The sequence below is a fragment of the uncultured Winogradskyella sp. genome (assembly GCF_947495255.1).
In the GTDB taxonomy this organism is placed as follows: Bacteria; Bacteroidota; Bacteroidia; order Flavobacteriales; family Flavobacteriaceae; genus Winogradskyella.
Genome location: NZ_CANLYI010000004.1, coordinates 221,399 through 243,181 on the forward strand (window position 1 = coordinate 221,399; position 21,783 = coordinate 243,181).

Annotated in this window: 11 protein-coding genes; 10 read left to right on the top strand and 1 reads right to left on the bottom strand. The window is 30.8% G+C overall.

Annotated features, from left to right (window positions below; all coding sequences use genetic code 11):
* Nucleotides 1–13: 13 nt before the first annotated feature.
* Both Q0807_RS07905 and Q0807_RS07910 read left to right on the top strand, forming a co-directional pair.
* Complete coding sequence (locus tag Q0807_RS07905) at nt 14–4,120, top strand: hybrid sensor histidine kinase/response regulator transcription factor (protein WP_299108346.1); 4,107 nt, start codon at nt 14–16, stop codon at nt 4,118–4,120.
* 270 nt (nt 4,121–4,390) lie between these two features.
* Nucleotides 4,391–5,743, top strand: a complete 1,353-nt coding sequence (locus tag Q0807_RS07910; protein ID WP_299108348.1) for a sialate O-acetylesterase — start codon at nt 4,391–4,393, stop codon at nt 5,741–5,743.
* A gap of 65 nt (nt 5,744–5,808) precedes the next feature.
* Here the strand turns inward: Q0807_RS07910 and Q0807_RS07915 are convergent, their stop codons facing one another.
* Nucleotides 5,809–6,720, bottom strand: a complete 912-nt coding sequence (locus Q0807_RS07915; protein ID WP_299108350.1) for a polysaccharide lyase — start codon at nt 6,718–6,720, stop codon at nt 5,809–5,811.
* 297 nt (nt 6,721–7,017) lie between these two features.
* Between Q0807_RS07915 and Q0807_RS07920 the strand changes: the two genes are divergently transcribed.
* The 8 genes from Q0807_RS07920 to Q0807_RS07955 all read left to right on the top strand — a co-directional run bounded on the left by Q0807_RS07920 (nt 7,018) and on the right by Q0807_RS07955 (nt 21,769).
* Complete coding sequence (locus Q0807_RS07920) at nt 7,018–8,058, top strand: T9SS type A sorting domain-containing protein (RefSeq protein WP_299108352.1); 1,041 nt, start codon at nt 7,018–7,020, stop codon at nt 8,056–8,058.
* Nucleotides 8,059–8,134: 76 nt separating this feature from the next.
* Nucleotides 8,135–10,150 (top strand): T9SS type A sorting domain-containing protein, encoded by a 2,016-nt coding sequence (locus tag Q0807_RS07925; RefSeq protein WP_299108354.1) that lies wholly within the window; start codon nt 8,135–8,137, stop codon nt 10,148–10,150.
* 116 nt (nt 10,151–10,266) lie between these two features.
* Nucleotides 10,267–12,495 carry a DUF2334 domain-containing protein gene (locus Q0807_RS07930; RefSeq protein WP_299108356.1) on the top strand — a complete coding sequence of 743 codons (2,229 nt, stop codon included), beginning with the start codon at nt 10,267–10,269 and terminating at the stop codon, nt 12,493–12,495.
* A gap of 26 nt (nt 12,496–12,521) precedes the next feature.
* The gene (locus Q0807_RS07935) at nt 12,522–15,560 is read left to right on the top strand and encodes a TonB-dependent receptor (RefSeq protein WP_299108358.1); all 3,039 of its coding nucleotides are present in this window, start codon (nt 12,522–12,524) and stop codon (nt 15,558–15,560) included.
* Nucleotides 15,561–15,587: 27 nt separating this feature from the next.
* The gene (locus tag Q0807_RS07940) at nt 15,588–17,096 is read left to right on the top strand and encodes a RagB/SusD family nutrient uptake outer membrane protein (protein ID WP_299108360.1); all 1,509 of its coding nucleotides are present in this window, start codon (nt 15,588–15,590) and stop codon (nt 17,094–17,096) included.
* 127 nt (nt 17,097–17,223) lie between these two features.
* Complete coding sequence (locus Q0807_RS07945; RefSeq protein WP_299108362.1) at nt 17,224–18,402, top strand: glycoside hydrolase family 88 protein; 1,179 nt, start codon at nt 17,224–17,226, stop codon at nt 18,400–18,402.
* Nucleotides 18,403–18,409: 7 nt separating this feature from the next.
* Nucleotides 18,410–20,824, top strand: coding sequence for a glycoside hydrolase family 2 TIM barrel-domain containing protein (locus Q0807_RS07950; protein WP_299108364.1), 2,415 nt, complete (start codon nt 18,410–18,412; stop codon nt 20,822–20,824).
* A 264-nt stretch (nt 20,825–21,088) separates the two neighbouring features.
* A complete protein-coding gene (locus Q0807_RS07955; RefSeq protein WP_299108366.1) occupies nt 21,089–21,769 on the top strand; it encodes a hypothetical protein in 681 nt (226 codons plus the stop codon).
* The last annotated feature ends 14 nt before the right edge of the window (nt 21,770–21,783 follow it).

Here is a 21,783-nt window from a genome sequence, read left to right on the forward strand (position 1 = left end):
AAATTTTACCTATATGATTAGAGCCTTTTATATAGGTGTATTGACTTTTGCATTAATGAGCAACGTTTATGCTCAAAATTCGAATTATAAATTTAAACAAATATCAACTTCAGAAGGCCTTTCTCAGAGTTCGGTAATAGCCATACATCAAGATAAAATTGGCCAAATGTGGTTTGGTACTAGAGATGGTTTAAATAAATATGATGGAAGCAATTTTACTTTATACAGAAATATTAACAATGATTCGCTTTCAATAAGTAATAATGATATTTTATCCATAAAAGATGATAGTGAAGGTTTTATTTGGATTGGTACTTATAATGGGTTAAATAGATATAATCCTATCCAAAATAACTTTACTAGATATTACCGCAACAGTAATAACAATTCTTTACGTAGCAATACGGTATGGTGTCTTGAAGAAATTGAAAATGAAATTTGGGTTGGTACGACGAATGGTTTATCAATTTATGATAAATCGAAAGATCAATTTAACACTATAGTTTATCCAGACAATGAAACGGTTAATTTAAGTAACACTTTTATTACTAAGATATTAAAAACCAAAAAAGGAGATGTTTGGGTGGCTACTACAAAAGGGCTTCATAAGCTTTTAAAAAGAGACGCAAACGATTTTTATTTTAAATCTTATCACTTACAATCAGTTGCAAAAGAACCCAAAAGTGAATTAATGATTCAAGATATTTTAGAATCTAAAAATGGTAAGATTTGGGTAGCTACTAAGAATGAAGGCATACTTTTTTATAATTATAAGACAGATGCTTTAGAAAAATTAAACAATAAAGCCTTTAAAGAACTTGAATCGAATGATTTTAGAGCATTATCCATTGATAAAAAAGGAAACCTATGGATGGGTGCGAATGATGGTATTTATATATATGATTCCAATAAAGAGGTAAAACTACTATCTGGACAACAGAATATAAGTAAAGTTAAATCTTTATACACAGATTCTAGTGGATCTATGTGGGTTGGTACGTATTATGGTGGTTTAAGTTTATGGGATGAACATAATTTGAATTTTGCAAATTTACACTATAATGATATAGGTAAAACGCTAAACTATAATGTGGTAAGTTGCATTGTTACAGATAATAAACAGAATGTGTATTTAGGAACAGAGGGAGGTGGTATTACTATTTTAGATTCTCTTAATAATAGAAAAAACGTAATAAATCAAGATATTTTTAAAGGATTAAAAAGCGATAATGTTAAGTCTTTATTATTTTTAGAAAAGGACTATTTATTAATAGGAACTTTTGGAAATGGATTAACAATTTTAGATTTAAAATCGAATAAAATTGTTGAAAATTATATTCCAAACAAATTATATAAACTCATAGAAAATGAAAGTGTTTACTGTATAAAAAAAGGATATGATAATACCATATGGCTAGGTACTTTTGGACAAGGTTTAATAAAATTAAATATTGAAGACAAATCTTTTAAGGTTTTTAAAAATAAATCTAATGATTTAGAGTCTTTAACTAGTAATAGAGTAAGGGCAATTTTGGTCGATTCTAAAAAGAGAGTATGGGTTGGTACGCAAAAAGGCTTAAACTTAATGTCGGGTTCAAGTCAGTTTAATAGTAATTCTATATCTCATTTCTTTTTTAACGAAAACACAAATTCTGGAGATGACATTCTTACTATTTATGAAGATAGCCATAATACTATTTGGGTAGGAACTAAAGCTCAGGGATTATTTAAATATAATGGTAGTAATTTTAATAGAGTTAAAATTATTAATAAGGATAACAAGGTTGAAATAAAATCAATTCATTCAATAGTTGAAGATGATAATAATAATTTATGGTTAGGGTCAAATCAAGGCATTGCTAAGTTTGAGATCAAATCAAACAAAACGGTTATTTATAACCAAACTGATGGTTTATTAGGTAAAGAGTTTAATGATAATGCAGTACTAAAGATAGCAGCTAATAAATTTTATTTTGGTGGACCATCTGGTGTCACTTATTTTGAAGCCAATAAAATTCATATTAATGAAAATAGCCCACAGGTTATTTTAACCGATTTTAAAATTAAAAATAAGTCTGTAAGCATTGAAGATAATGGAATTTTAAAAAAGCATATTTCTTTTACAAAATCGATTTCTTTGACCTATGATAATGCAAACTTTTCAATAAATTTTTCAATACCCAATTTTATAAACTCTGATAACAATCTTTATTCTTACAGATTAATTGGTGTTCAAGATGATTGGCTAACTACAAAAAAAAACGAAGCTTTTTATACGATACAAAAACCAGGAACATATGTGTTTGAAGTAAAAGGCGCTAATAATGATGTCGTTTGGAACGAGCGGCCGACAAAATTAGAAATAATAGTAAGTCCTGCACCTTGGAGAAGTTGGTGGGCATTTACAATATATGTTTTATTAATAGTGGCTTCCCTTATGATTTTGATGTGGTTTTTAAAATCTAGAACCAAGTTAAAACACGAGTTAGAGTTAGAGCATGTAGAAAGTGAGCGGAACGAAGAATTAAACCAGGCAAAATTAGAATTTTTTACAAATATCTCTCACGAATTTAGAACGCCTTTAACACTTATTCTCGGTCCTTTGCAACAAATTTTAAACGATTACAGAGGTAGTAATAAAATGCATAAAAAATTACTAGTTATTGAAAATAATGCTAATCACTTACTGCATTTAATTAATAGGTTGATGAATTTTAGAAAGCTAGAAAATAATCAATCAAAACTACAAGCGGCAGAAGGTAATATTGTTAAGTTTTTAAAGGAGATATATTTTTCTTTTACCGAACATGCAAAAAATGGTGGTTATGAGTACACTATAGACACAAATAGTGAAGAGATTTTCGTTTTTTATGACCGAGTAAAATTAGAAAGAGTTTTTTATAATCTTTTATCAAATGCTTTTAGATATACAAAAAAAGGAGGTATCATAAAACTTAATATTCTAAAACAGAATAATCAACTTGTGGTAGAAGTTGAAGATAATGGTGTTGGAATTTCCGAAGAATATATTGAAAAAATCTTTGACCGTTTTTTTGAAGTACCAATTCATAACGAACCTCAAAAGAATTATAACAAAGGCTCTGGAATAGGACTTTCAATCGCTAAGAACATTGTTAAATTGCATAAAGGAACTATAACAGTTAAAAATAAAGTTAATGGAGGTGTGGTTTTTAAAGTAGAATTACCTTTAGGAAGACTGCATCTTTCTGATGATGAGATAATTTCTGATTTTAAAATTAGCGACGATATAAGTCAGTATAAACCACAATTATCGCAACTTGAGATAAGTTTAGATGATTCTATTGATGATCAAATTATCGATGCCAATAAATTAACACTACTAATTGTTGAAGATCATGAACCATTACGTTCTTTTATTAAAAAGCTTCTCAAGAAAGACTATAATGTTTTAGAGGCCGAAAATGGAGAAGTAGCAATGAAAAAAGCTTTAGAAGCTATACCAGATTTAATTGTGAGTGATGTTGTAATGCCTGTAATGGTTGGTACAGAACTCTGCGCAAAGATTAAAAGCAACATTAAAACAAGTCATATACCTGTAATTCTACTAACCTCTAGAACATCTTTAATTTATAGATTGGAAGGATTAGAAAGTGGCGCAGATGAGTACATTAGTAAACCATTTAACATAAAGGAGTTTTTACTAAAAATAAATAACATTCTAGACTCTAGTGAAAGGTTGAAAGATAAATTTTCAAGCGAAGACTACCTAACACCTAGTGAAATTACAATGTCATCAATGGATGAAAAACTATTGAAAAAAGCGTTTGATATTGTAAATAAAAATATTTCAAACGAGCAATTTGATATTTCTACTTTTTGTTCTGAGCTTGGTGTCAGTAGAACAATGTTATTTACCAAAATAAAAGCATGGGCTAATGTAACACCTAATGAATTCATTCAGATAACGAGAATGAAAAGAGCAGCTCAGTTACTAGAGCATAATAAGCTTAATATATCTCAAATATGTTATAAAGTTGGTTTTAAAAATCCAAAATATTTTAGTAAAACGTTTCAAAAAAGATATGGTTTAACACCTACTGATTATAGAAATAAGTTTTTTGATGATAATTTAGACTAAGATACTTTTAACGTACCACTTTTGAATTTCTATATCCGTTTTAGCTATTATTTTTATGGTATGAAATCTAAACATAAAATAAATTCAGTTATGGCTATTCTGATATTAGTAATTATCGGTCTAAGTGCATGGATTATATATTTAATATAGATTTATTATTTATAATTAACGATTATGGTATTAAGCAAGAAAATTATTTTTATCCTTTTTTTAATTTTAAACTTTTGTTGTTTCTCTCAAACTACGTTACCTGTTTTTTTTAGTGATAATATGGTGTTACAACAAAAAGATGATGTTGCGATTTGGGGAAATGATAAGCCAAACACAGTGGTGCATATTGAAACTGATTGGGGAATTATTGATTCTACAAAATCAGATAATAAAGGCAATTGGAAAATTGAGATTAAAACGCCAATTGCTTCCTATAAAAATTATAGTATTAATATATCAGGAAGTTCTACAATTGCATTAAAAAATGTCTTAATCGGTGAGGTGTGGTTTTGCTCAGGTCAATCTAATATGGAGATGACCATGCGTGGTTATTCTAATTCTCCTATTAGAGGATCAAATGAGTTTATTTTAAATTCAGAAAACAAAAACATTAGACTTTTTAAAGCCAAACGGCAAGCAAGTTTAAACCCGTTAGATAATGTTGTAGGCGATTGGAATGAAGCAACACCATCTGCAGTTTATAATTTCAGTGCAGTAGGCTATTTATTTGCAAAAAAAATGCAGAAAATACTTCAAATACCTATAGGTATTATTTCCTCTAGTTGGGGAGGAACAAAGATAAAAGGATGGTCTTCAAAAGAAGCATTAGAAAAGTATGATTTCATTACGTTTCCCACTGAATTACCGGAAAAAGGTAAAAAGGAAAGAGAAACACCAACGCTGCTATATAATGGAATGATTCATCCATTTCTTGGGTATAATATTAAAGGCATTTTATGGTATCAAGGAGAAACGGATAGATTTGAATATGAGAATTATAAAGAATTATTCCCTAACATGGTTAATTCATGGAGACGAGAATGGAATTTAGAAAAAGAAATTCCGTTTTACTATGTTCAAATAGCACCTTATGATTATGCCACTAGAGATAAAACAGATAAGCCTAATAGTGCCTTGATTAGAGAGATACAAATGCAATCTTTATCTAAGATTAATAATGCTGGTATGGTCGTTACTGCAGATGTTGGGGATTGTGAAAATATTCATCCATCAGAAAAGAAAACTGTCGCAACTCGATTAGCATATTTAGCTTTAAAAAACAACTATGGTTTTACTCAAATTGGTGCACAAAGCCCTATTTATAAAGAAATGAAAATAGTTGGGGAATTTATAGAAATCATTTTTGATGATGAAACAGCAAAATCTGGTAATGGGTTGTCGAGTAATCAAAAGGAACTTAGCGGTTTTTTAATTGCTGGTGAAGATAAAATATTTCATCCAGCTACGGTAATAATAACTAAAGATAGAACTTTAAAGGTTTTTAGTGAAAAAGTAAAATTTCCTATAGCGGTGAGGTATGGTTTTGACAATTGCTTTAAGGCATCTTTATTTAATACTACAAACTTACCAGTTTCGCCATTTAGAACAGATCAATGGGAAATAAAAGATTAATCTTCTCAGAATAAAATAGTCTAAATACATAATAACCAAATATTTTATTCTGAGAAGAGATTAATTTAATTATATAAATACCATTTTAAATTATCAAAGTAAATAGACTGTGTACCCAAAGAACCACTCCAATCACTATTTCCGCCACCCCTGAAAGTACTAAAATAAATATTAGTTATTTTTCGTTTCCATTCCGAAGTACTTCCAGACCATCTCATATTAGAGTCTTCCCATACAGTAGTATAATTTGTTCCATAGTTAGTGCTTACTTCCATTTTACCATATCCATCATTTGCGTTTCCAGCAGAGTTTGATTTTATAGTTAACCTAACTCTATAATTTGTATTATCCGTTATATTAAATTGGTTGGTGTTTAGTAATTCATTACCATAGGTTCCTGGCATATCTGCATGATAAATATATGGGAAAAGATAAGTTGAGCCACCATTGTTGGTGTACCACATTATTCTAAAACTACCTCCTTCGTGATTTTCAGTAGCGTCTATAGAATTACCACCTGTAACTCCTCGTCCAATTGCATAACCAAAACCCAATTTGCCGCCTCTAGAGAAGTCAAAACCACTTTGAAATTTAACATCAAAATATAATTGATACCCAAAAGTGTTAGAAACATCAATATTTGCCTTCATACCCTGTCCATAAGTTTCGGGTAATTTAAAATTTAACCTCCCTTTGTCTATAGCGTACATTTCTACGCTAGCTAAACCAGAGTCCCAGCCATTAATATCATTATTAAATTCTGCCTCAGCATCTAAAGTGGTATTGAGGTCATGATTAAAAGTATTAAAATTTACATTTCCTGTATTGCTAATTGATTTGGCAACTATAATATCTTTTTCATTTTTTTTATCTGGCTCGTTATTGTCATCTTTTTCGCAACTAAATACAAGAGTAAATAATGAGATTAGACATAGAGCGCTTAACATTTTGGAACTTCTAATTTTCTGTGATGTCATAATTTTAGATTTATAAGTTTATGGTTTAAAGCTAAGATGATTTTAGATTTGAATAATTCAAAATCAGGCAAGTAAATGTTCAAGTAAATTTAATTTGGTTAAGTATTTTAAAAATTTGAAGAAATAGTGATAACTCTTTCGTTAAACACTAGTCAATAAATAATTTCAAGCAACTGTAATTCAGTATCTTGTATTATTTTCGCCCTGTTTTTGAACTATTGTAATTGCGTTGCAGATTATTTTTATGAAAACTAATTATATGGTTTTATAAGCAACCATTAAAAAAAATAAAAAATTATGAAAGCAAAACTACAAACAAAGTTTTTTTTACTTTTCTTATTTACAGTACTGATATCACATGCTCAGCAAGTCTCTACTTTGCCTGCCTATGAGAGTTTTGATTATGACATTGGAACTCAATTAATAGCAGATGATGCTACAATTGGTTTAGGGTTTTGGAGTACTACGGGTCCAAGAGCTGGTGATGTAATCGTAGCTAGTTCACCTACATGGTCTACAATCACTGGTATTGATTTACCACAAGGAAATGCTATAGAATTTGCAGGCTCTGGGCTTAAGCCAGAGTTTTTATTTACACCTCAATTAGATTCTGATGATACTACTTATACATCTTGTTTAATTAAAGTAACTGATTTTTCTTCAATTAATGCTTCGGCATCTCGGTTTTTTGGTTTAGGAAAATTGAATAGTGGTGGTACAGTTTCTGGTGCGACTCACGTTTTTGTCAGAATCGACGCATCAGGAAATGGTTATAATTTAGGGTTTAATGCAAGTAATTCTAGCACAGGAGTTACTTGGGATTCTACAGTATTTGTTGCAGATCAGGAAGTTATGTTAGTTCTTTATCATGACAACACCAACTCTGCTACCGATTCAAAAATATGGATTAATCCAGTTGTTAATGGAACAGAACCAACCCCAACTTGGGTAGGAGGGCCAAGAAACTTAACTGTAGATAGAATTCAGATTTACCAACATAGTTCTACAAACACTCCTGCTATGATTTTAGACGAATTAAGAGTTGGTGAAACTTGGGGTGATGCCACTAAACCATCCATTTTAGGTGTTTCTGACTTAGAGTCTTCTTCTGAATTAAGAATATATCCAAACCCAGTTACAAGTGCAAGAGAATTGTTTATTGAGTCTTCTAATGAAGATAAAAAAGAGGTAAATATTTATAACCTTCTCGGACAAGAAGTTTTACAGAAAAGTATAGTTTCAGAATCAATTAATTTAACAGATTTAGCTTCAGGAACGTACATAATTAAAATTACAGAAAACAATACAACAACCACAAAGAAGTTAGTTCTTCAATAGTATATATAATACATAGTTGCTAAAGACACATTATTTTTATTAATAATGTGTTTTTAGTTTACTATTACTTATACAAATGAAATTTTCAATCAAGAATTTTTTAGCATTTTTAGTATTACTTATTAGTAATATTACTTATTGTCAAGTTAATTTAACGGCAGATGGTGTGGGTAATACCTATGAGTTAATTAACAACGTATTAGCGTATGGTTACACCTCTGTAGAAACGCCAGATTGTGGACATAGTGAGTATGGTAGGCATATTGAAGAAGTCTGGGACACAGACTTAGAAAAGTATGTTTTTAAGTTTACCATGCATTTATCACCAGATAATGATCGTTGTATTAATTTTAATCGTCAAAGAGTAGAAATAAAAACGTATTCTCCCTCTCCCGAAAACCTCAAGGGTACAATTAACGAGACTATAACTTATAAATGGAAATTTAAACTCGCTAATAATTTTCAGCCCTCATATAATTTTACACATATTCATCATATAAAATCAGTTGGAGGAGATGATGCTTTGCCTCTTTTTACTTTAACACCACGTAAGGGTTCTCCTAATAAGTTAGAGCTCATTTATATAAAAGATGAATTTTCAGGAATAGATAAAAAAGCAATTGTAGATTTATCTAATTTTGAAGGAGAATGGGTAGAGGTTGTTGAAAAAATCAAAGTAGGCGAACATGGATTTTATTCAATTGTAATAGAAAAGGTAAGTGATGGAAATATACTTTTGTCGTATAATAACGCTGATATAAGTACAATTAGAGCTGATAACAATTTTATTAGACCAAAATGGGGGATTTACAGAGGTCTTAATACACCTGCAGATTTAAGGGATGAATCTGTGCTTTTTGCGGATTTTTCTATAACAGAAGCTCCGAGAAAAATTTTCTTAAAACTAGACGATGTGGTTGTAAATGATCACTCTGCAATGGCTTCGTCAACTCTTAATTATCTTAGAAATAATGATATAAAAGCAAGTTTTGGTTTAGTAGCAGATAGAAATGATGCATCTACGCTCAGTGTATGGAGTGAATATTTAAATGAAAAAGATGATAATGGTAACAGGTTATTTGAAATTTGGAACCATGGCTTTGATCATTTAAATCCTGAATTTGATGGAACTTCTTATGCCTATCAGAAAGCGCATTTTGAAAGCGCAGATAGTATTATGAATAATCTACTAAGGTTAAGAATGCACACTTTTGGTGCACCATTTAATCATAATGATGCAATTACAAATTTGGTAATATCTGAAAATCCAAATTATAAAGTAACATTTTTTAATAACCCAGCACCAGATCCAACTATTGGAATAATAAACCTAACTAATAGGGTTAATATGGAAAATGGAACTGGTAATCCTCAATACAATTTTTTTGTATCAAATTATAACACTTATAAAAATACATATATAGATTATATGGTTTTACAAGGTCATCCAAATGTTTGGGATAGTAATGACCTAATTGAGTTTCAAAATATCATTAATTTTTTAATATCCGAAGGATGTGAATTTATCTTACCGTATGATTATTATTTAGAGTTGCATCCAGATGTTTCACAGCCTAATTTATCTCAAAATATTGTTTTTCCAGATATACCGCTAAAGGCTTTAAATGATTTAGATTTTTCCCCAGAAGCAATGGCAAGTTCTGGTTTAGATGTTCTGTACAATAGTTCTAATCCTGAGGTGGCTATTATTCAAAATGGAGAAATCCATATTGAAAATGTAGGTTCTTCAATTATAACAGCTTCTCAAATGGGAAATGGCACTTATAAAACTGCAAATTATGTTTCTAGAGTTCTTAATGTAGAAGAGGGTAGCTTAAGTAACACTGATATTATAGAGAAAGAAAGAATTGTTTCATATTTTCCTAATCCTACAGATTCAAATCTATTAATTAAAAGCTCTATTCCAATATTATCTGTTAAAGTATATAATCTTTTAGGGCAAAAACTTTTAATATCTAATTTTAATGATACTAATGTAAAGGTAGATTTACGAATATTACCTCAATCAATATATCAGATAGTAATAGAAACAATAAGAGGAAAAGAAATATTCAAGATAATTAAAGAATAACAGTGTAACAAAGGCTTTTTTGCAATGAAAAGTACTATTTCACACCCATTTCTGTACTATAAAATTCCTTAGATACTCTAGCTTTGAAAGCACAACAATTATTAAACAATAATTAAATGAAGATTAAATTTATCATTTCTATATTACTGGGATGTAGCTTATTATTAAATGCTAGCGTTTATAACTGTAAGACAACTGACGATATTATTTCTGCTTTAAAGACGGTAAAGGCAGGAGATGAAATAATAATAGAACCAGGTACATATATTAAGAAAAGCTTATACAAAAGCGCTTATTTTTATTCAGATGCAAATGGGACACTTAACTCACCTATTGTAATAAAGAGTAGTTCAGAACTAATTAAGCCCAAACTACAAGGTAATGATATTAAAAAAGGAGCTGTGTTAAGGATAATTGGAGATAATTGGGTGATAGAAAACTTGGATTTTTCGGTTGGTCTAAAGGGGTTGGTTTTAGATAATTCAAATAATAGTACTATTATTAATTGCAATGTACACAAAATAGGCAATGAAGCTATTCACGTTAGAGATGGTTCTGATTTTACAGTTATAAATAATTGTAAAATATATAATACAGGGAATGAAAATTCGGGCTACGGAGAAGGTATTTATATTGGAACAGACAGAAAAGGTTGGGACAAATTTAATCCTAACTGTGATAATACAGTAATTAAAAATTGTGAAATAGGACCATCTGTTAGAGCAGAGGCCATAGATATTAAAGAGGGTACTCAAAATACCACAATTAATAATAATATTTTTAATGGAGAAGGTATTTCGGGAAGTAATTCAGCTAGCTCATTTATTAGTGTTAAAGGAGCAAAAACCAATATATTCGATAATGTATTTTATGCAAATAACGAATTAAACCTTTCTAATGCTATAACAGCAGTTTTTCGAGACACACCATTATCAGGCTATGAAAGTTGCATATATAATAATATATTTAATATGGACGGTGTACAGGGTAATATGGTACAGGCAAATAATGGCACATCTGATATATGTGCTTGGGATAATGTAAGGAATCCAAAAGGAAATAACTATAGTAAAAAGGTATTAAACTATAAACCAACTTGGTATAACAATGAGGAAGTTGTGGTATATGAAGATAATTTCGATGCTGCTAAATTCAGGTTCTTAGGTTCAGCATTAAAAAATATTAATATTTCTGCTCCAAAAAAAGGGGAGGTTAAATTAGAAATGAAACCTGGTACTACATTACCGCCATATAGTCCAATAATGTATAGGTTTCCTTCTGCAATTGATTTTTCTAAATCATTAAAAATTGTTGTCAGAGTAAAATCCTCTGAAAGTTTTAAACTAAGATTTGATTTGCATGATGGCAACAAAGCAACAAATGGAAAAAACGGAAGAGTCTCTCAAACAATACCATCTGGTTTAGATAAATGGACAGATTTAGAATTTACATATTCAGATGTTGCTTTTCTAGATAATAGAGTCAACAAATCAGGTATAGAACGTATAAATATTCAATTAGATTCTGGGAAAGAAAATTTCCCTAGTGCTTTATATATTGATTTTATAAGGATTATTGAAACTTCTACTTCGAGATCAATACCAACTAACGACACTAAAGAGAGCACTAAAGTAAATAAACACGTGATTTTAAAAATGGATGACCTTAGAGCAAATAAAAAGTTATCATATAACGATAATTGGCAAAGGTTTGTTAATACAATTCGCAATCACAAAATAAAAGCTGCTCTTGGTATAGTTGGGGAAGATCTTCCCAAGGCTTCAAACAAATATAAGGATTCATTAATGTCATGGCATAGTAGCGAAAATTTTGAAATTTGGCATCATGGCTGGGATCATAAAAGAAAAAATCATCCTCCAGAAAATAGTAATGTAGGTGAGTTTAGTGGTACTCCTTATGGTTTTCAAAAAGAACATTTTGAAAGAAGTATAAAGTATGCTAAATCCGAGTTAGGAATTGACATGAAAACTTTTGGAGCTCCATTTAATCAAACAGATGAAACGTTCGCAAAAGTTTTAGAAGAGAACCCGGAGATAAAAGTATGGTTGTATGGTAAAAAGAATACAACGTATTCTGGATTAGTGCTTTCAAGAGGTGCAAAAAACCGGTTAGAATCCTCAACGGGAGTTGTTAGTTTTGAGAGTTTTTTAACAGCTTATGAAAGTAGTAAAACTCCATATATTGTGCTACAAGGACATCCTGGTAAATGGGACGAACAAAGCTTCATTGAATTCGATAAAGTAATTCAATATTTAAAAAAGATAGAGGTCACTTTTATGTTACCATATCAATATTATGAAGAGTTAAATAAAAAAATAAACTAACTAAACAATAACTAAACAATAACTAAATGAGAACTAAAAAGAGTAAAATATTTATTACTGTACAAGTAGTTTTATTGCTGTTTTGTGTTAATTACGTCAGTGCACAAAAAACGGTTACAGGAACAGTAATGTCTAAAGATTTAAAGCCTATACCAGGTGTTAATATTCTTTTGGAAGATACAAATACTGGTGCAACTACTGATTTTGATGGTAACTATAGTATAACAATTAATAAAAGTAAAGCGTTTTTGGTTTTTAGTTATTTGGGATATGTTACTCAACGTGTGGCTATTGGTAGCAAAAGAGAACTTGACGTGATCTTGTTGGAAGATACTGAAGCACTAGATGAAGTGGTGTTGATAGGTTATGGGTCTAGTCTAAAGAAAGATCTAACTAGCTCTGTTTCAGTTATAGATGTGAAGGATTTATCAACTGGACAAACACCTCGTTTTGAGCAAATGTTAACGGGTAGAGCTGCAGGTGTAAATGTTTCAAGTGTAAATACTGAGCCCGGCGCCGCTTTAAAAATAAGAATTAGGGGAAATAATTCATTAACTGGTGATAATAGCCCATTATTAGTTGTAGATGGTGTTTTAGGAGGAGACTTTGAAGCTCTCAATCCTAATGACATTGAATCTATGCAAATTCTAAAAGATGCCTCCGCTACTTCAATTTATGGTTCACAAGGTGCTAACGGTGTAATTATAGTAACTACAAAACAAGGGAAAATAGGGAAATTATCTATTGGTTTTTCATCTACTGGAGGAGTGCAGAAAGTGAGAAAAAAATTGGATCTTCTGACAGCAGAAGAGCATGTTGCTATATTGCAAGACGATCCTAATTTTGATTTTCCGGGAGATATTGATGGCTTAACAAATCCAATTTTATCAGGAGAAGGAACAGATTGGCAGGACGAAATATTTCAAACAGCTTCTTATCAAAATTATCACATTGATGTTAAGGGAGGTGTGGGCAATTTAAGGGCTTACACATCCATAGATTATCTGAATCAAGAAGGCGTTATTAAAGGGTCTGACTACAAAAAATTAAATGGAAGGGCCAACATTAGTTATAGAGCTTCTAATAAATTAACTGTTAAAAATAATCTTGCTTTTTATAATACAGAATCTAATCAGGTAAGAACTAATGAAGGTTATGGTTCTCTTGGTGGTCCTGTTACTATAAATGCAGCTTCTTTTTCGCCTATAATCCCTGTTTTTGCGGAAGATGGAACCTATAATGGACCTTTAAACACAGCTTCAATAAGAGATAACCCTGTAGCGCTTGTTGATAATTTAGATGATTTATATACCCAAAATTATTTTAGAAATGTTTTATCTACAAAATGGAAAATGTCTAAAAATTTAACATACGATTTTTCATATACTTTTTCAAACAGAACAATTGATAATAAACGTTATACAAGTAAAATATTACGAAGAGCACTTAATTTAGGTGAAGCAAGATTAGATAATAGGCAAATTAACACATGGCAATTAAGAAACTTATTGACGTATAAGAAAAATATTGATAATCATAATTTTAGTGTTCTCTTAGGTCATGAAATGTTAGAAAACAAATCTTTTAGAACGATAATTGAAGCTTCTGGTTTTCCAACAGATGCTTTAGGATATAATGCCATACAACTGGCAGACCAAATTTTAGAGTATTCAACTACAGATTCTGTCAACAGTTTACTTTCTTTTTTTACTAGATTTACTTACGGATATAAGGATAAATACCTTTTATCTTTTTCAGCCAGAGCAGATGGGTCAAGTAAGTTTGCAGCAAACAATAAATGGGGATATTTTTCAGCAGGTTCATTGGCTTGGGTAGCTAGTGAAGAACCTTTTCTAAAAGAGAACTCTACCATTAATTTCTTAAAGTTTAGAACAAGTTATGGCGAAACAGGTAGTCAGGCTATTAATCCATACCAATCATTAGCAGCATATAGTTTAGGGCAATTATATTCAGATGGTTCTGGTAGTCTGAATACTAATGGAGCAATCATAGATAGAGTAGCAAACCCTAATCTAAAATGGGAAACTACAGTTCAATTTGATTTTGGTTTAGATTTAGAATTGTTTGATGGTAAAATAGGAATTGTCGCAGATTATTATAATAAACAAACAACAGACCTTTTATTTAATAGAAGGTTATTGCCACATACAGGTATTGCGGATCAAGTTCAAAATATTGGAAGCATGGAAAATATTGGATATGAATTTGCTTTAGACGCAGTAGTATTTGATAAAGATTTTAAATGGAATACCTCTGGAAATATAAGTATTGTAAAAAATAAAGTTTTAGACCTTGGTGGGGAAGATGATTTGTTTTTAGTACCACCTAGTGGATCAAGAGGGTCGGGATTTAGTACAACAGGTATTTTAAGAGTAGGAGAGCCTATTGGTAATTTCTTTGGATATGTAGCTGATGGTATTTTTAGATCACAAGAAGATTTAGATGCTATTGATCAACCAGGCGGTGTTATAGGTGATGTTAGATATAAAGATATTAGTGGTCCAGATGGAGTCCCAGATGGTATAATTGACGACAACGACCGAAAAATTATTGGTAATGCATTACCTGATTTTACATTTGGTTTTAGTAATGATTTTAGATATAAAAATTTTGAGTTGAATGTTCTAATGCAAGGTTCTATAGGCTTTGATGTTGTAAGATTCGATAAAGGAAGGATTTTAAATAAAGAAAGATTTGATGGTTGGAGAGAAGATAATACCGATACCAATATTCCACGAAATGGTTTTTTAGGTAATGTTGCTAATTCAAATTATGTTGAAGATGCTTCTTTTGTTAAATTTAAAAACATATCCATAGGATATAATTTTTCTACATCAACAATTGAAAAACTAGGCCTTAGTTCTTTAAAAATATATGTGTCTGCAATAGACGCAATTGTATTAACCAAATACACTGGTTATGACCCAGAAATAAATTCTTATTCAAGTGGAGATAATTTCCAACAGAATGTTTCTATCGGCTACGATTCTGGTGGTTATCCAGGTATCAGTCAGTATGTAATGGGTTTAAATTTATCCTTTTAATAAAAATAATACTTAAAATAAACACACATGAGAAATTTTGATTATAAGACAATTTTTAAGGTATTAGTTGTTTTTACCTTTATAACAATGTTTATGGGATGTGAAGATTTTTTAGAAGAAAACCCTGAAAGTAATTTAGGGCCAGAAAATTTTCCTCAATCGGCAGAAGATGCAGATTTAATAGTTGGTGGTATGACAAGACCATTATATCGTTCTGTTTTTGCGAGTAGAGCTTTTGTTTTTGTTGCAGGTGTTTCTGATGATGAAATGACTGTTTATAACACAAGTGGTGATAGATATGATATGGATCAATACACTTATACTACAGATAATATTCATATCCGACAAGTTTACGAAACTTGTTATCAGGTGATTAATCAAGCTAATTCACTTGTTGCGTACTTGCCAAGTGATCAGGAATGGGCAAAACCTTATATTGCTACTGGCAGGTTCTATAGATCTTGGATGTATTCGTATTTGGTTCGTTTGTATGGACCTTCAATATTGCGTGACACGCCAACAGAAGAGATAGATTTTGATGAAGAAATCACAAAAGCATCAGAAGAAGAGATTTATAATTTTATAATTAATGATTTAGAGCAAGCTCAAAATGATTTGCCGATAAACTGGACGGGTAATGATTCTAGAGATGATGGTAGGCCTACTCAAGGTGCTGCAAAAATGTTATTAGCAAAAATGTATATATCATCTGCAGGTTACCCTGTTAATAATTCTGAAAATTGGGTAAAAGGGTTAGATAAAGCACAAGAGGTTATAGATTCTGGTGTATATAGCTTAATGCCAGATTTTGAAGACATGTTTTTAATTGCAAATCAAAACAGGGAAGAAAGTATTTTTTCCATTCAAGTACCAATAACAGAGGGCTTATTGAGCATGTCTTTTAGACCTCGACAAAGAACTAGTGGTATTATTGATAATCAAGGTTGGTATTTGTTCTGTGGATCGGAAGATCTTTTGGATACTTTTTCAGATAATGATGATAGAAAAGAAGGAACTTTTTTAATAAATCTTGAGCAAGAACCAAGCCCTCCTGCAAATTACTTAGATTTTCGTTACAATAGTGCGTATGGACAAGTTCCTGGTGTTCAAAAATATCAAGATTTTGATAGAGATAACATTTCTGATTATGCATTTAGGTCAGCAATGGGTATTAAAATTTTTAGATACGCAGAGGCTTTTCTAATAAAAGCAGAAGCAGAAAATGAAGTTAATGGACCTACAGCAGTAGCAATTGAAGCTATAAATGCATTAAGAAGCCGAGCCAATGCAGATCAAATTTCTATTGGTATTTCTCAAGATGAACTTCGCGAAATTATACATGAAGAATGGACATTTGAGTTTGCGTATGAATTTAAAAGAAGATTCAATATGTTAAGATGGGGTATTATTGATGATGTTTTAAGTTCAGATACTAGAGCAATTAATGGTTATGCTCCTTATAAAAAATACTTTCCAATTCCACAATCAGCTTTTGATTCTGGACTTGATCCAAGTTTACAAAACCCAGGATATTAAAATTAACCTTTTGCAATTTCTTTTTATTAGTTAATAGTACCCATTGTTTAGATATAGGCTTTTTGTGCAAAATTTGAGTTAGTGCACAAAAAGTCTAAAGGGTTATTATTATATAAAACATAAATTAATGTCTAAAAATTATATTATAACAATACTTTGTTTTGCGGGTTTATTATGTGGTGTAAGCTGCAAGAAAGTTGACGAAGAACAGTTTGATAAACAGACGAAAACAGATTTACTGGACACAAGGTATAATAGATTTTTGCAGTACCCTTTAGATTCTTTAGCGTTTCCCAGAAGTGCATCACTAAATTCACAAAAAATAAAAAAAGTGTCTTCCAGTGATTGGACAAGTGGATTTTTTGCAGGTAATTTTTGGCAAATGTATCAGCTAACAGGTGATGAAAATTTTAAAAATAAAGCAAAAAAATGGACAGCTTTTATTGAAAAGGAAAAGTTTAATGATCATACGCACGATATGGGTTTTAAAGTTTATTGCAGTTTTGGTAAGGGCTTAGAAGTTGAAGAAAATGAAGATTATAGACATGTTATAGTAAAAAGCGCTCAAACGCTTTCTACCCGTTTTAACAAGAACATGGAAGTCATAAGGTCTTGGGATTTTAATAAAGATAAATGGCAGTTTCCAGTTATAATAGATAATATGATGAATCTAGAACTGCTGTTTGAAGCCACAAAAATCTCAGGTGATAGTTCTTTTCACAAATTAGCCGTAAAACATGCTAATACAACTTTAAAGAATCATTTTAGATCTGATAATAGCACTTGGCACGTCATAGATTATGACACTATAAATTATCAACCAAGATTAAAAATTACACACCAAGGATATAACGACGATTCATCTTGGGCTAGAGGTCAGGCTTGGGCTATTTATGGTTTTACTATGGCGTATCGTTATACTAAGGATTCTAATTATTTAGAACAAGCAATAGCTACAGCTAGTTTTTATCTTAATCATAAAAACTTACCAAAGGATGGAATTCCCTATTGGGATTTTAATGATCCAACAATTCCAAATGCTCCAAGAGATGTATCAGCTGGTGCAATTGTAGCTTCTGCATTTGTAGAATTATATTCTTATACAAAAAATGAGATTTACTTAGACTATAGCAAAAAACTGGTTAGTAGTTTAACATCTGTTGATTATATACTAAAAGACTCAATTAAAGCGCCCTTTATTCTTGATCATAGTACTGGTAATTGGCCTAAAAAAGATGAGGTAGATGAGCCAATCGTTTATGGTGATTATTACTTTTTAGAAACCCTTATTAGACTTAAAAATTAAACCTACAATGAACAAAATTTCAGTATTAATTCTATCACTATTTTTAATATTTTCTTGCGAAACGGAAAAAACCGAAGGTAATCAATCGCGCAGTAAAACCAACTTAAATAATCATTGGCAATATTCAGAAAGCGATATAAAGGATATTAGTCAGATAAAAGATAAGGGTGTATGGCAAAATATAAATTTACCACATACTTGGAATGCCGTAGACGCAACTGATTTAGATCCAGGTTATAGAAGAAGCACTAGTTGGTATAAAAAAGACCTAGAAATACCATCAAAAGTATCTAACCAAATTTATCAACTCTATTTTGAAGGCGTAAACATTACAAGTGAAGTATACGTTAATGGGAAGAAAATGGGCAGCCATTTAGGTGGTTATTTAGGTTTTAATATCGATATTACTGAAGCTGTTACAACAGGTTCTAATGAAATTATGGTGAGAGTTGATAATAGTTATAATCCTGAAATTATTCCTTCTCAAAAAAATGATTTCTTCATTTTTGGTGGTATTACAAGAGATGTTTGGTTACAAACATTGCCAGTTCAACATATAACTGATTTAAAAATAACGACACCCAACGTTTCTAGTGATAGTGCAGAATTAAATACAATTGTTTCTATTGCAAATGCTATTGATAATAGCTCATGCAAAGTAAGAGCAAGTTTAATTGATAACGAAGGGCTTAGGGTCAGAACAGATATTTTCGATATAGTCAATGAGACTTCTAAAATTCAATTTAAAGACATAAAAAACCCAAAACTTTGGGATACAGATAGCCCTAATTTATACACTTTAAAAGTTGAACTCATCGAAAATGAAATCATAAAAGATGAGTTTTCTGAAAATTTTGGCTTTAGGTGGTTTGAATTCAAAGAGCATGGTGCCTTTTATCTCAATGGGAAAAGATTATTGTTAAGAGGAACGCATAGGCATGAAGAGCACGCAGGTGTTGGTGCTGCGATGAGTAATGAACAACATCGCAATGATATGGAACTCATAAAAGAAATGGGAGCCAATTTTGTGCGTCTAGCTCATTATCCTCAAGACCCAGAAGTATATAAGGCATGCAATGAGCTAGGAATATTAGTTTGGGATGAGCTACCATGGTCTAGAGGAGGTTTGGGTAATGGTCGTTGGAAACAAAACACCAAAACAATGCTAAAAGAAATTATAGAACAAAATTATAATCATCCTAGTATTATTATTTGGTCGTTAGGAAATGAGATTTATTGGTTGCCAGATTTTGAGAATGGAGATGATGTAGAAAAAATAAATTCTTATTTAAGTGAGCTAAATGATTATGCTCATCATTTAGATCCATCTCGAAAAACTGCAATTAGAAAATACTATGAAGGAGCAAATATTGTCGATGTTTTTTCTCCATCAATTTGGTCGGGTTGGTACTCGGGTAGTTATAAGAGTTATCAAAAAGCAATTGATCAATATAAAGCTGAGTATAAACATTTTTTACATGCAGAATATGGTGGGTCCAGTCATTTAGGTCGTCATACTGAAAATCCTATAACTGGTGAAGGAAAAATTAATGCAGATGGTTGGGAGGAGGCTATTGTACAAACAGATGTTGCAAATATTGCCCAAATTGGAGATTGGAGCGAAAATTATATTGTAGATCTATTTGATTGGCATTTAAGAATTTCTGAAAACGATTCTACATTCATCGGTAATGCACAATGGGCTTTTAAAGATTTTGGAACTCCACTTAGACCCAATAATGCTATTCCTTATATAAATCAAAAAGGTATTGTAGATAGAGCTAATAATCCTAAAGATGCTTTTTACGTATTTAAGAGTTATTGGAATAAAACAGATCCATTTACCTACATAGAATCGCATACTTGGACAGAAAGACAAGGACCAAAAGACGAGTCTAGAGATATTAGTGTATATAGTAATTGCCCAGAAGTTGAACTTTTTTTAAATGGAAAAAGTTTAGGGACTAAACAACGAAATACTAAAGTATTTCCAGCAATGGGTTTAAATTGGGCATTAAATTTTAATGAGGGTGAAAATACATTAGTTGCAATTGGTAAAACTAAAACTGGTAAAACAGTTAAAGATAGTCTTGTGGTTAGTTATAGATACACTAAAAATCTAAAACCAAAAGAATTAAAGTTAGAATATAAACGACTTGAAAATGGTAATTATTTAATTACTGCTACTGCTATTGATACAAATAACTTACGCTGTTTAGATTACGAAGACAAAGTTTACTTTCAATGTTTATCTGGAGGAGAATTGCTACGGTATCAGGGAACTCCATATGGATCAGATGTTATTGATATGGCAAATGGAAAAGCAAGTATTGAGTTAATCCCAAATAAAAACACATCAACTATAAATGTAACAGTTTTAAATCAAGACTTTAAAGGGACTTATTTAGAAATAAAATTGTAAAAGTTTATTTCGTCAATGATGCCCTAACCATTATAAAGAGATAATATTAATTAACACTTTTTTTGTGTTTTGAACTTAAGTCTATATTATGCAATGTGAGTCAATAATACGCTTTATTAGTCAAATAGTTTAAAAAGAAGTGGGACCACTGCAATAAAGACAAGCCTTTCGAGAAATCGAGAGGTTTTCTTTTTTTTGCACCAGTACAACATCTGTACAACAATTGGTGTTTCTTTTGTTTTCATTTATTCTTATCTTTAGAATGTGGAACGATTAGGTGAAATATTCGCGAATTGGTTATATCAAAGTAGAAAGGAATTTAAACTTCTCTGGGTAAGATATGGCTTGTTAACCACTGACAAACTTTCTATTGTCGTTTTAATATTATTTTGCATAATACCATTAACGCTTTATTTTTTAATTTCTACTGTAGCTTATTCCTTGATGCAAATTATTGCAAGCTACATTTTCGTTACATTATTATTTAGTTTGTCATTGTTGATGGTGATTACTTGGTTTAAATCTGAAGAATTGTTCAAAAACAATATACAAGGTTTTTCTTTTTTAATGTTGTCTCAATCAAGAATCGATACCGTTTTTTTTGATTTTGATAATAATGATGTTGAGAATCTTTTGAGGTTAATCAATGGGCTCCCTGCAGTGCAAAAAATTGTAATAAGAGAAACTCCTAAGAACAAACAATCTGGAAACATTCGTTTTTTATTTACTTTTTTGGATTTGATAGTGCGTGGAGGGATCTTTAGAATGGAAACCAAACCCAAAGAGTCATTAAATATCCTTATGTCGAAACGCTTTACGTTTCAAGACTCAGAAATAAATCAAAATACGCTTCCTTCGAGTTACTCCAAATGGTGTTCTGCGACCGAAGAAGGGAGTTATGATGATATGCGAAGGGACATTTCAAATGCGTTGGGTATCTCTTAATATTTATAATCTTT